The organism is Mediterraneibacter torques, from assembly GCF_044591705.1.
In the GTDB taxonomy this organism is placed as follows: domain Bacteria; phylum Bacillota; class Clostridia; order Lachnospirales; family Lachnospiraceae; genus Mediterraneibacter; species Mediterraneibacter torques.
The window spans coordinates 1,896,503-1,909,216 of the sequence record NZ_CP172594.1; the positions used below are offsets into that span (position 1 = coordinate 1,896,503).

The 12,714-nt window shown below is 44.3% G+C and carries 7 protein-coding genes, 8 tRNA genes and 3 rRNA genes; 3 read left to right on the forward strand and 15 right to left on the reverse strand.

Features of this window, described 5'->3' with window-relative positions; all coding sequences use genetic code 11:
- The first annotated feature begins 52 nt into the window (after positions 1-52).
- From ACH9UM_RS08915 to ACH9UM_RS08925, 3 genes are all read left to right on the forward strand, one after another.
- The gene (locus tag ACH9UM_RS08915) at positions 53-373 is read left to right on the forward strand and encodes a hypothetical protein (RefSeq protein WP_005330993.1); all 321 of its coding nucleotides are present in this window, start codon (positions 53-55) and stop codon (positions 371-373) included.
- A 142-nt stretch (positions 374-515) separates the two neighbouring features.
- On the forward strand, positions 516-1,349 hold the full coding sequence (locus ACH9UM_RS08920; protein WP_400091110.1) for a Rep protein: 834 nt from the start codon (positions 516-518) through the stop codon (positions 1,347-1,349).
- Positions 1,342-2,598: a tyrosine-type recombinase/integrase gene (locus tag ACH9UM_RS08925; protein ID WP_400091111.1), complete on the forward strand. Its 1,257-nt coding sequence runs from the start codon at positions 1,342-1,344 to the stop codon at positions 2,596-2,598. Before ACH9UM_RS08920 ends, ACH9UM_RS08925 begins: the two co-directional genes overlap by 8 nt.
- A gap of 84 nt (positions 2,599-2,682) precedes the next feature.
- Here the strand turns inward: ACH9UM_RS08925 and ACH9UM_RS08930 are convergent.
- From ACH9UM_RS08930 to ACH9UM_RS09000, 15 genes are all read right to left on the reverse strand, one after another.
- Positions 2,683-2,768, reverse strand: a tRNA-Leu gene (locus ACH9UM_RS08930).
- 43 nt (positions 2,769-2,811) lie between these two features.
- A tRNA-Asp gene (locus tag ACH9UM_RS08935) sits at positions 2,812-2,885 on the reverse strand.
- Between the two features lie 5 nt (positions 2,886-2,890).
- Positions 2,891-2,964: transfer RNA gene (locus ACH9UM_RS08940), tRNA-Ile, on the reverse strand.
- A 28-nt stretch (positions 2,965-2,992) separates the two neighbouring features.
- A tRNA-Thr gene (locus ACH9UM_RS08945) sits at positions 2,993-3,065 on the reverse strand.
- Between the two features lie 31 nt (positions 3,066-3,096).
- Positions 3,097-3,168 (reverse strand) — tRNA-Glu (locus tag ACH9UM_RS08950).
- Between the two features lie 163 nt (positions 3,169-3,331).
- Positions 3,332-3,404: transfer RNA gene (locus ACH9UM_RS08955), tRNA-Asn, on the reverse strand.
- Positions 3,405-3,531: 127 nt separating this feature from the next.
- Positions 3,532-6,419 (reverse strand): 23S ribosomal RNA (locus ACH9UM_RS08960).
- A gap of 381 nt (positions 6,420-6,800) precedes the next feature.
- Positions 6,801-6,918 (reverse strand): 5S ribosomal RNA (gene rrf, locus ACH9UM_RS08965).
- Positions 6,919-7,023: 105 nt separating this feature from the next.
- A 16S ribosomal RNA gene (locus ACH9UM_RS08970) occupies positions 7,024-8,554 on the reverse strand.
- Together the 16S, 23S and 5S rRNA genes with 8 tRNA genes alongside form the textbook arrangement of a ribosomal RNA operon.
- 417 nt (positions 8,555-8,971) lie before the next feature.
- A tRNA-Ser gene (locus ACH9UM_RS08975) sits at positions 8,972-9,061 on the reverse strand.
- A gap of 5 nt (positions 9,062-9,066) precedes the next feature.
- Positions 9,067-9,152: transfer RNA gene (locus ACH9UM_RS08980), tRNA-Ser, on the reverse strand.
- Between the two features lie 274 nt (positions 9,153-9,426).
- Complete coding sequence (ispD, locus tag ACH9UM_RS08985; RefSeq protein ID WP_009243709.1) at positions 9,427-10,191, reverse strand: 2-C-methyl-D-erythritol 4-phosphate cytidylyltransferase; 765 nt, start codon at positions 10,189-10,191, stop codon at positions 9,427-9,429.
- Between the two features lie 206 nt (positions 10,192-10,397).
- Entirely contained in the window at positions 10,398-11,426 is a 1,029-nt protein-coding gene (gene tsaD, locus ACH9UM_RS08990) for a tRNA (adenosine(37)-N6)-threonylcarbamoyltransferase complex transferase subunit TsaD (protein ID WP_004847556.1), read from the reverse strand.
- 10 nt (positions 11,427-11,436) lie between these two features.
- Positions 11,437-12,345, reverse strand: a complete 909-nt coding sequence (locus ACH9UM_RS08995; RefSeq protein ID WP_009243710.1) for a ribonuclease Z — start codon at positions 12,343-12,345, stop codon at positions 11,437-11,439.
- 34 nt (positions 12,346-12,379) lie between these two features.
- Positions 12,380-12,619: a hypothetical protein gene (locus ACH9UM_RS09000; RefSeq protein ID WP_009243711.1), complete on the reverse strand. Its 240-nt coding sequence runs from the start codon at positions 12,617-12,619 to the stop codon at positions 12,380-12,382.
- Between the last annotated feature and the right edge of the window lie 95 nt (positions 12,620-12,714).

Sequence of the window (12,714 nt, forward strand, 5' to 3'; positions counted from 1 at the left end):
CATAAGATTATCTTAATATCTGATAATCAGATATCTATAAGGAGGTGAAACGATGATTAGAGGAAATGACTTTATTTTAAATCCAGACAAACTGCAAGAGGAATTTCAGTTAGTAGAAGTTTCTGACTGGGTAGACTTTTCTACAAAAGAAAAATTAGGATTCTACTATACAGTTCTTCTCCCAAAATTAAAGTTTGAAAAAGTCAAAGTAGGCATTAAAGCTAACACAGCGATTGTTACCAACGAAGAACTTGAACAAAAAGGGCAGATTCCAGTCTCATTTGATGGATTACATACTTGGGCTAGTCTCTATAATGGACGTCTTTCTGTCAAAGCAGAAGCTTCTAATATCAGAAAAGTGGGAATGAAATAATTTCCCTACTATGTCAGCCAGTCAGTGCCGGACAACGTCATAGGTGCTGAACTGGCTGACCTCTATACTTGATATATAAAACAACATCTTCCGAAAATAATCGGAACATTCATTACAAAAATTGGGATATGAGGTGAGATTCGTGAGCAAAACAAAAGAGTGTTTTGCATACAATATGAAAATCATTGAAACTCCTACTACAAAAGAAGTATATATTTACGAAAACCCTATTTTTATTCACTCGAAAGAAAAGGCAGATTTAACAGACACAAGTAACCGAAAAAAATTTGATGAAATGTCAGCTCATAAGCAATATGACAGTTTAAAACGCAAGCAGAAGCATTACGAACAGGCTCGTTGGGATATTGCCCGTATTGTTGACTGCAACTTTGATAACAAAACAAAATTTGTAACGCTGACATTTAAAGAAAACATTCAGGAAATCCTGATAACTAACCGAGAATTTAAGTATTTTATCCAGCGATTAAATTATTATTTGTACCATACCAAAACCCAGTTATTAAAATACCTTGCAACGTGGGAGAAACAGAAGCGTGGAGCAATCCATTATCATGTTATTTTCTTTGATTTTCCGTATATAGCAAAAGAAAAATTACAGAATTTATGGTCACATGGATTTATTAAAATCAATCGCATTGATGTAGACAGCAAAGAAAACAGAGGTCGTTATCTTAGCAAGTATTTTGGAAAAGACCTTGATTTGAAAGAACATAAGAAAAAAGCCTTTTTTAAATCTCAAAATCTGAAAGTTCCACACGAAACAAAAGTCATGCTGACCGAAGACATTTTACATGACTTACAAAAAGAAAATATCGTCTTTCAGAAAGAATACACAAGGCAAATTTACGATACCAACGCTTTCTTATCTACTGGTTCATGCTTAAAGGACAGCAGTGTTATCTACATCAAAATTAAAAAAGAAAATCCTTGCGTAAAGGGGGAATCTTATGGATAATCCCGTTACGTTTTCAGATATAACATTATTGAATACGTTAGCCACCTGTGCTAACATGACCACAGATGAAGTCTTCAAAGATTTTAAAATTATGGCAAATAAAAAAATCTTGGAGAATCACAAATATGAAATTTATTACTCGGAATCAGAAAAAAGCTGGCGTACTTATTTACCCGATGAAACCAAACCTAACAAACGCCGTCCTGTTAAGAGGAAGAGTAAAGAGAACCTTGAAAAAGAAATCATCAGATTTTATATCGAAAAGCAGAAAGCTGAAAACCGTCAGAATGTCACACTAGAAGAATTATATGCTGAATGGCTTTTGTATAAAAGAGATTATACTTCCGTAAAAGCAAAAACAATTCAAGAATATGTATCTGAATGGAATAGATTTTTCAAAGATACAGAACTTGTTAAAATGAAGATAGGCGAAATCAAACCAATCACGCTTATCCGCTTTTTCAGAGAAGCTACAAAAGACCGACAGTTCACGCACAAGCGAGTCAGTAATGCCCGTTCTGTTTTGAATGGAATCATGAGTTATGCGATCGAAGAAGAAATTATATCACATAATCCTGTCTCTGATGTGAATTTCAAACAGTTTACCTATAAACCAGTAGAAATACAAAGTGACAATGTATTTTCCCGTGATGATACGCATAAGTTATTAAATTATCTTCGGTGTATCATAGAGCCATATTCTCTTGCAATACAGTTATCTTTCTATCTGTTTATCCGTGTTGGAGAAACAAAAGCTATCCGTTGGGAAGATATTGACTACAATAACAGGCTTGTATATCTTCACAGACAGGCGACCTGTGAACGTACATTGAATGATGATTTAACATTCTCAAGCCGAAAAGTAAAAGTAGTAAATCAAATGAAAGGAAATACTTCTCATGGATTCCGTAAACAGTTCCTTACAGACGAAGCACTTAAAATTCTTCACAAAGCAAAGGAATTAAATCCAAATGGAATATATGTCTTTGAACCCAACGGCGAGATTATGACAACAGACAGCTTTAACCGCCGTTTGAAGAAATATTGCAAAGAAGCCTGTGTTCCTTATCATTCCAGTCATAAAATCCGCTTTTACAATGCTTCAACAGCTTTTGACGGAAATAATCTTACAACCCTTAGTTATTTAATGGGACATAGTGAGACAGCTACAACATTGCATTACTTGCGGAATGTCAATAAGAGGAAGAATGACAGGCTTGCTTTTCAGAATCTTGGTATTTCATCATAAAGTGTTCAAAGGTGTTCAAACATTTTAAAACAAAAAAATAAGAGAAACGCTGTAAATTCAACGTTTCTCCTACTTTTTACTTAATGCCGCAGACCGGAATCGAACCGGTACGGGTATCACTACCCACGGGATTTTAAGTCCCGGGCGTCTGCCTGTTCCGCCACTGCGGCAACTATCAAATTGTTTTCTCCTATTGGTAATCAATAAGAGAAACGACCCAGAAGAGACTCGAACTCTCGACCTCCGCCGTGACAGGGCGGCGCTCTAACCAACTGAGCCACTGGGCCATAAATGGACCTTCGGGGACTCGAACCCAGGACCGACCGGTTATGAGCCGGTTGCTCTAACCAACTGAGCTAAAGGTCCATAATGATGTCTGTTCCCTTAGGAACAAAGCCGATGATCGGACTTGAACCGATAACCTGCTGATTACAAATCAGCTGCTCTGCCAATTGAGCCACATCGGCATAATACTTACATATTGCAAAAATCTGCAAATGACCCCGACGGGAATCGAACCCGTGTTACCGCCGTGAAAGGGCGATGTCTTAACCGCTTGACCACGGGGCCATACTTTACTGTTTTCCTTAACAGCGATTTATATATTATCATATATATGTTTATTTTGCAAGATATTTTCTCCAAAAATAAGAGGAAAATTGCAAACAGATAATAAACAAGGCTGTTGAACTAAAAAGCCTCATACTACACATGTAATATAAGGCTTTCTAAGCTCCCCCTGTTGGACTTGAACCAACGACACTTCGGTTAACAGCCGAATGCTCTACCGACTGAGCTAAGGAGGAATATTTTGTTTTGTGTACCTTCAAAACTACATACAAAGAATCTTTTTTCATCCTACCCTTACGGGTACCGTCTTTGATAAGCATCTAAAACACAGATGCTAACCAACGACATGTGCCTATCTCCGCTTTGGTTATGCCCTCGACCTATTAGTAACAGTCAGCTCCATGTGTTACCACACTTCCACCTCTGCCCTATCTACCTCGTCGTCTTCAAGGGGTCTTACTAACTTGACGTTATGGGATATCTCATCTTGAGGGGGGCTTCACGCTTAGATGCCTTCAGCGTTTATCCCTTCCCGGCTTGGCTACTCTGCTATGCACTTGGTAATACAACAGATACACCAGCGGCCAGTCCACCCCGGTTATCTCGTACTAAGGGCAGCTCCTCTCAAATATCCTACGCCCACGCCGGATAGGGACCGAACTGTCTCACGACGTTCTGAACCCAGCTCGCGTACCGCTTTAATGGGCGAACAGCCCAACCCTTGGGCCCGACTACAGCCCCAGGATGCGATGAGCCGACATCGAGGTGCCAAACCACTCCGTCGATGTGAACTCTTGGGAGTGATAAGCCTGTTATCCCCAGGGTAGCTTTTATCCGTTGAGCGATGGCAATCCCACTTTATACCACCGGATCACTAAGTCCTACTTTCGTACCTGCTCCACCCGTCGGTGTCGCAGTCAAGCTCCCTTCTGCCTTTGCACTCTTCGAATGGTTTCCAACCATTCTGAGGGAACCTTTGAGCGCCTCCGATACCCTTTCGGAGGCGACCGCCCCAGTCAAACTCCCCACCTGACATTGTCCCCCAGCCGGATCACGGCTGCTGGTTAGAAACCCAATACTGCAAGGGTGGTATCCCAACATTGACTCCATGGCAACTGGCGTCACCACTTCCTAGTCTCCCACCTATCCTGTACATGCAATATCGAATCCCAGTATCAAGCTAGAGTAAAGCTCCATGGGGTCTTTCCGTCCTGGCGCAGGTAACCAGCATCTTCACTGGTATTTCAATTTCACCGGGTGCATTGTTGAGACAGTGCCCAAATCATTACGCCTTTCGTGCGGGTCGGAACTTACCCGACAAGGAATTTCGCTACCTTAGGACCGTTATAGTTACGGCCGCCGTTTACTGGGGCTTAAGTTCAAAGCTTCGCTTGCGCTAACCTCTCCCCTTAACCTTCCAGCACCGGGCAGGCGTCAGCCCATATACCTCACCTTTCGGTTTCGCATAGACCTGTGTTTTTGCTAAACAGTTGCTTGGGCCAATTCTCTGCGGCCATTCGCATGGCACTCCTTCTCCCGAAGTTACGGAGTCATTTTGCCGAGTTCCTTAACAATGCTTCTCCCGTCGGCCTTAGGATTCTCTCCTCATCCACCTGTGTCGGTTTACGGTACGGGTATCCTGTAAACAATAGCGGCTTTTCTTGGCAGCCAGCTCACACACTTCTCTACTTCTTTTCGATCCGCATCACGTCTTCGGATTGCACACCGGATTTGCCTGATGTACTCCTACCTCGCTTGCACCGGTCTTTCCATTCCCGGCTTGTGCTCTCTGTCTGCGTCCCCACAGTTCTGTTACAGGATAGTACAGGAATTTCAACCTGTTATCCATCGACTACGTCTTTCGACCTCGCCTTAGGCCCCGACTTACCCAGGGCAGATCAGCTTTACCCTGGAAACCTTAGATATTCGGCCAAGAGGATTCTCACCTCTTTCTCGCTACTCATTCCGGCATTCTCTCTTCTTAAAAATCCACTGCTCCTTTCGGTACAGCTTCGTCTCTTTAAGAATGCTCCTCTACCAACCTGCATTCGCAGATTCCTGAGCTTCGGCAGTGTGTTTCAGCCCCGGACATTTTCGGCGCAGACTCTCGACTAGTGAGCTATTACGCACTCTTTTAATGGATGGCTGCTTCTAAGCCAACATCCTAGTTGTCTTCGAAATCCCACATCCTTTTCCACTTAACACACATTTTGGGGCCTTAGCTGCAGGTCTGGGCTCTTTCCCTTTCGACTACCCAACTTATCTCGGATAGTCTGACTCCCATACATCATCTACACGGCATTCGGAGTTTGATATCCCTTGGTAAGCTTTGACGCCCCCGTAGGAATTCAGTGCTCTACCTCCGCAAGACTTGTATGAGGCTAGCCCTAAAGCTATTTCGAGGAGAACCAGCTATCTCCGGGTTCGATTGGAATTTCTCCCCTATCCACACCTCATCCCCACCCTTTTCAACGGATGTGGGTTCGGCCTCCATTGCCTTTTACGGCAACTTCAACCTGGACATGGATAGATCACCCGGTTTCGGGTCTACTCCGACTGACTTTCGCCCTGTTCAGACTTGGTTTCCCTTCGGCTCCGCACCTTCAGTGCTTAACCTCGCCAGCCAGCGTAACTCGCCGGACCGTTCTACAAAAAGTACGCGGTTCATCATATAAAGATGTTCCACAGCTTGTAAACATATGGTTTCAGGTTCTTTTTCACTCCCCTCCCGGGGTCCTTTTCACCTTTCCTTCACAGTACTATGCGCTATCGGTCACTAAGGAGTATTTAGCCTTACGGGGTGGTCCCCGCATATTCAGTCAAGGTTCCACGTGTCTCGACCTACTCTGGATACCGCCATGTCAACTCGCCTTTCGCTTACGGGACTTTCACCCTCTTTGGTCAGCTTTCCCAAAACTGTTCTGCTAAACTTGTTGAATCAATTCCGCGGTCCGAACCCCGGGATGCACGCATCCCGGTTTGGGCTCTTCCGTTTTCGCTCGCCGCTACTCACAGAATCACATGTTGTTTTCTCTTCCTCCGGCTACTTAGATGTTTCAGTTCACCGGGTTCCCTTCCTGACGTTATGGATTGGCGTCAGGATAACTGAGGTTTGCTCAGTTAGGTTTCCCCATTCAGAAATCTCCGGATCGATGGGTATTTGCCCCTCCCCGAAGCTTTTCGCAGCTTATCACGTCTTTCATCGGCTCTTAGTGCCAAGGCATCCACCATACGCTCTTATCAGCATAACCAAACGATAGTTGTTCACGGGAATGAACTTCTATCCACACATGTATAGCGTTACATGTGTTGGTTCTAGGCCAATTTATTTTTAGTTTGTTTTCTTCAAACTTTATAGTAATTGTTAAATAACATTACCTCGGATGTCTTGATTAGATATTTTATCTTATCATTGATTTTCTCTGTATGCAGTTTTCAAGGTACACATCTTGACTGATCTTTCATCAGTCATTAGAACTTAAAATCTCTTTTAAACTCTAATCACTGGTGAACCCAGTTATTCCAACAGCACTGCCCTGCTGATTGGGTTGGCTTGACGAGGTGTTGCTCATCCCTGCCTGTATTTATTCTAAACTTCGACAGCGTTTCTGTCTTCGTTTTTTCTTTTTTTGATTTGGCGGCCACCTACTCTCCCACACCGTCTCCAGTGCAGTACCATCGGCCGTTCAGGTCTTAACCATCGTGTTCGGGATGGGAACGGGTGTTACCCCTGAACGCATCGCCACCAAAAAGTTTTGTCATCCTTGATGACTAAACAATAGACAACGACTCACTTTACTTCTTCTTCCGTTTTAGTTGGATTGTTCCAGACGAAAGAAGTTATTTCTTCCTTAGAAAGGAGGTGATCCAGCCGCACCTTCCGATACGGCTACCTTGTTACGACTTCACCCCAGTTATCGGTCCCGCCTTCGGCAGCTCCCTCCTTACGGTTGGGTCACTGACTTCGGGCGTTACTGACTCCCATGGTGTGACGGGCGGTGTGTACAAGACCCGGGAACGTATTCACCGCGACATTCTGATTCGCGATTACTAGCGATTCCAGCTTCATGTAGTCGAGTTGCAGACTACAATCCGAACTGAGACGTTATTTTTGGGATTTGCTCCACCTCGCGGTCTCGCTTCCCTTTGTTTACGCCATTGTAGCACGTGTGTAGCCCTGCTCATAAGGGGCATGATGATTTGACGTCATCCCCACCTTCCTCCGGGTTATCCCCGGCAGTCTCTCTAGAGTGCCCGGCCTGGCCGCTGGCTACTAAAGATAGGGGTTGCGCTCGTTGCGGGACTTAACCCAACATCTCACGACACGAGCTGACGACAACCATGCACCACCTGTCTCCGCTGCCCCGAAGGGAAGGACGCATTACCGTCCGGTCAGCGGGATGTCAAGAGCAGGTAAGGTTCTTCGCGTTGCTTCGAATTAAACCACATGCTCCACCGCTTGTGCGGGTCCCCGTCAATTCCTTTGAGTTTCATTCTTGCGAACGTACTCCCCAGGTGGACTACTTATTGCGTTTGCTGCGGCACCGAATGGCTTTGCCACCCGACACCTAGTAGTCATCGTTTACGGCGTGGACTACCAGGGTATCTAATCCTGTTTGCTCCCCACGCTTTCGAGCCTCAACGTCAGTTACTGTCCAGTAAGCCGCCTTCGCCACTGGTGTTCCTCCTAATATCTACGCATTTCACCGCTACACTAGGAATTCCACTTACCTCTCCAGCACTCTAGATGAACAGTTTCCAATGCAGTCCCGGGGTTGAGCCCCGGGTTTTCACATCAGACTTGCCCATCCGTCTACGCTCCCTTTACACCCAGTAAATCCGGATAACGCTTGCACCATACGTATTACCGCGGCTGCTGGCACGTATTTAGCCGGTGCTTCTTAGTCAGGTACCGTCATTTTCTTCCCTGCTGATAGAGCTTTACATACCGAAATACTTCTTCGCTCACGCGGCGTCGCTGCATCAGGGTTTCCCCCATTGTGCAATATTCCCCACTGCTGCCTCCCGTAGGAGTTTGGGCCGTGTCTCAGTCCCAATGTGGCCGGTCACCCTCTCAGGTCGGCTACTGATCGTCGCCTTGGTAAGCCGTTACCTTACCAACTAGCTAATCAGACGCGGGTCCATCTCATACCACCGGAGTTTTTACCCCCGCACCATGCGGTGCTGTGGTCTTATGCGGTATTAGCAGTCATTTCTAACTGTTATCCCCCTGTATGAGGCAGGTTACCCACGCGTTACTCACCCGTCCGCCGCTCAGTCACAATCCTCTTCATCCGAAGAATCTAAGCAAAGTGCTTCGCTCGACTTGCATGTGTTAGGCACGCCGCCAGCGTTCATCCTGAGCCAGGATCAAACTCTCGTTAAAAGTGTTTGTCTTGGTCAAGAATCACTACTAGCAATTCTTTCCCTCTTTACTGTTTTGGTTTGTTTTCAAACCGTTCTTAAAAATTTTTCTCTTTAAAGAAATTTTCAAGGGTTGTTGTCTATTGTTCAGTTATCAAGGTTCTTTCTCTGTTCTTTCTCAAGTGACAACTTTTACATTTTATCAAAAGCTTTATCATTTGTCAAGAACTTTTTTAACTTTTTTCATTTTCTTTTTTGTGAAGCTTTCTCTCAACGAGTCAGCTCATATATAATATCATTTGTGTCAGTTTTTGTCAAGAACTTTTTTGACTTTTTTCAAAAACTTTTCTGATATTATTTTGATACGCTATTTTCCTGCTTCCCGAACTACGGTTTGCAATTCTCACCGAATATTCGACAAGATTTTTCGCGCATCAAGCGGAGAAGGAGGGATTTGAACCCTCGCGCCGCTACTAACGACCTACTCCCTTTCCAGGGGAGCCCCTTCAGCCAACTTGGGTACTTCTCCAAAAACGGAGAGGGTGGGATTCGAACCCACGCGCCCTTTCGGACAAACGGTTTTCAAGACCGCCTCGTTATGACCACTTCGATACCTCTCCATATTTACAACAGTGAAAATCGGCTTATTGAACTTCCCCTGTGCAACGTACGTTATGATATCACATGTACATTTCCTATGTCAAGACCTTATTTTATATTTTACAGATTTTTTTGCTTTTTTCCATAATTGCAGAGCGTATTTTTCTGCTAAACTGTTTTTTCTACTTTATATGATATAAAATACCGGCTGTTTCTCGGAAAAATCCGCAATACAGCCGGTGTCTGGCGCAAAATTTGTCTATGACTCTCTGTTTCTATTTTTGAAGAGTATACTTATTTGCCGACAAACGCTTCTGCCACCTTTAAATCTTCGGGAGTTGTGATTTTTATATTCTCATAAGATCCCTCATACAATTTGACCGATTCACCCAACATCGTTTCCACAACCATAGCATCATCCGTTACAGCGCTTTCTCCTTCTTTTTCCAACAGCCGGTATGCACGTTTTATCAACTCCGTATCAAACACCTGGGGCGTCTGAACAATCCACACATATTTTCTTTCCGGGGTCTGGGATACAATATTATTGTCGTCTACGATTTTAACTGTATCTTTTACAGGCATCCCTGCCGCGCAGGCATGTTCCCGCACCACACATTCATATCCCCTGCGAATAATATTTTCATTCACAAACGGGCGGGCGCCGTCATGGATGTATACATATCCCGCCTTTGTCTCTTTTAAACCGTTCCAAACCGAATGATATCTCTGTTCGCCTCCGCATATGATTTTCTGTACTTTAAAAAAGCCATATTTCTCCACAATCTCTGTGCGGCAAAACTCTTCTTCCCCTTTTCCGACAACAAGAATGATCTCATCTATAAGGTCGGATTGTTGGAATGCCTGCAGGGAATACGCAAGTACCGGCTTTTCACACAACTGCAAATATTGCTTATGAACTTTTGTTCCCATTCTCTTTCCGCTGCCTGCCGCAAGCACGATTGCTGTACAATATACTTTCGTCATAGTTCCACCCCCTTCCGCTTCCACAATCTCACCTTTATCTTCTCTGTCTATGACATTCTTCGGCTTTAACACTCTTTGCCTCTAACATCCTATCTTTTTGATATTCTCTGTTTTAAAACTCTCCGCGTCTTTAACATTCTATCTTTTTGGCATTCTCTGTTTTAAAACTCTCTGCTCTTTAACATTCTATCTTTTTGTCATTCTCTGTTTTTAAACTCTCTGCGTCTTTAACATCTCATCTCTTTGGTATTCTCTATCTTTGATATTTTCTGATTTTTCTATCGTTCACCGAGTTTTAAATTCGGCACCGCATTCAGATCCCATCCATGACGCGTACCTGCAAGATATTCATAGAATCCTGCTGCGCCTATCATTGCCGCATTATCTGTGCAATAAATCGGAGACGGATGATAGAATTGAATGCCCCGCTTTGCACACGCCGCTTCCATAGCCGTTCTTAACGCCGTGTTAGATGCAACGCCGCCTGCGATCGCAAATTTGCGCATACTGTAATCTTCCGCCGCCTGCATAGACTTCTCTACCAATACTTCCACAACCGCTTTCTGAAAAGATGCGGCAATATCCGCAGGATCAAAACTTTCACCTTTCATCTTGCAGCCGTTTATATAATTGAGAACCGCCGACTTCAAACCGCTGAAACTAAAATCATATTTTGCACCGTCTACATTTGCTTTCGGAAATTTTATTGCATCAGGGTTTCCCTCTCTTGCAATTCTGTCGATCTTCGGTCCTCCCGGATATCCCAATCCGATCGCACGCGCTACTTTATCATAAGCTTCTCCTGCCGCATCATCCCTTGTTCTTCCAAGTATTTCATACTTTCCGTAATCTTTCACACATACAAGATGAGTGTGCCCCCCGGATGCAACAAGGCACAAAAAGGGCGGTTCTAATTCGGGATGCTCGATATAATTTGCCGAAATATGCCCTTCTATATGATGCACGCCGACAAGCGGAAGCCCCGCCGCATAAGCAATCGCCTTTGCTTCTGCCACTCCGACAAGCAGCGCCCCTACAAGTCCCGGGCCGTACGTAACCGCGACCGCATCAATATCTTTCAATGTTACCTCCGCCTCTTTCAGCGCTTCTTCAATCACCTGATTGATTTTTTCAATATGTTTCCGCGATGCAATTTCCGGAACAACTCCGCCATATAATTTGTGCAGATCGATCTGCGATGAAATAATGTTTGAAAGAACTTTTCTTCCATTGTGGACAACTGCAGCCGCAGTCTCATCACACGAACTTTCAATCGCCAAAATATTAATGTTTCTTATCTCTTTCATTTCACGCCTCTCAATCTTCAAACATCAACTCCGCAGTCATGCCGTCATTTCCCGCTTTTGCCCTCGGAAAAATACGGCGCACCTCATCCATATAATACTGCGGTTTTGTCAGCGACGGACTGTAATGCGTCAGCCACATCTCCTCTACTTCGGCTTCCTTGGCAAGTGCCGCCGCCTCATAGAACGTCATATGCTTGTATTCTACTGCTTTTGCCGCTTTTTCTTGTTCTCCGTACATTCCTTCACAAATAAACAGATCAGAACCGGCCGCATTTTCTTTGATCGAGTCCGTAGGCCGGGTGTCTGTCGTGTACGTCAGTTTTATCCCTTTTCGCGGAGGGCCAAGCACAAGATCAGGGGTATAGACTTTATCCTCTGTCTCAATCGTCTCGCCATTTTGAAGCCGGCTCCAATACGGAAGCGGAATTCCCTGTTCTTTTGCCCTCTGAGCATCGAATTTTCCGGCGCGGTCAATTTCCATCGTATATCCGTAACAAAGTACGTTATGATTTACACGGAAAGCTTTCAGTCTGTATCCGTTTATCTCGAATGTCTGTTCAGCGCCTTCTATCTCCTTAAAAACGATCGGAAACGGAAGCTCGGGCGCAATCACTCTAAGGCAGCTCACCACCCGCTCAAGTCCTTTTGGTCCGATCAATGTAAGCGGCTCTGTACGGTCTGCATTTCCCATCGTAAGGAGCAGTCCCGGAAGACCGCTTATATGATCTCCGTGATAATGTGTAAAACAAATCACATCAATCGGTTTAAAACTCCATCCTTTTTCTTTAATCGCAACCTGCGTTCCTTCTCCGCAGTCTATAAGCATACTACTTCCATTAAACCGCGTCATAAGCGCCGTCAGATAACGATAAGGAAGCGGCATCATCCCGCCGCATCCCAACAAACATACATCTAACATTTATTTTTCTGTCCATTCTTTTTGTTTTAATTTTTCACTCTGCGTCAACGGGTATTTTAAAAGAACTCACAAGATCATCATAACAAGATTCGCACAGATCAAAATGATGCCTTTCTCCGTCCTTCTCCGAAAAATACCCCCATTCGCAGTCTGCACTAAATACGCCTTCCCGGGGTTCCCCGTTTCTGACAACAATTTCTTTTCCGCACCGATTGCAGATAATCGCCTCGGTTTCTTTTATCATTTCTCTTTCTTTCAAATAATATCGGCGCATATCTTATCCTCCTGTAAATAGAAATTTACGTTTCCGCTATGCCCAAAGTATATCTGAATTTTTTTCAAATTTCTATCGGAAACCGATTCCGTTTT

What these genes read in the sequence shown, in the direction of transcription:
- ACH9UM_RS08925 (WP_400091111.1), top strand. Translation starts at nt 1,342, where the DNA reads ATGGATAATCCCGTTACGTTTTCAGATATAACATTATTGAATACGTTA.
- ACH9UM_RS08995 (WP_009243710.1), bottom strand. Translation starts at nt 12,345, where the DNA reads ATGTTAGATGTATGTTTGTTGGGATGCGGCGGGATGATGCCGCTTCCT.
- ACH9UM_RS09000 (WP_009243711.1), bottom strand. Translation starts at nt 12,619, where the DNA reads ATGCGCCGATATTATTTGAAAGAAAGAGAAATGATAAAAGAAACCGAG.
- ACH9UM_RS08915 (WP_005330993.1), top strand. Translation starts at nt 53, where the DNA reads ATGATTAGAGGAAATGACTTTATTTTAAATCCAGACAAACTGCAAGAG.
- tsaD (WP_004847556.1), bottom strand. Translation starts at nt 11,426, where the DNA reads ATGAAAGAGATAAGAAACATTAATATTTTGGCGATTGAAAGTTCGTGT.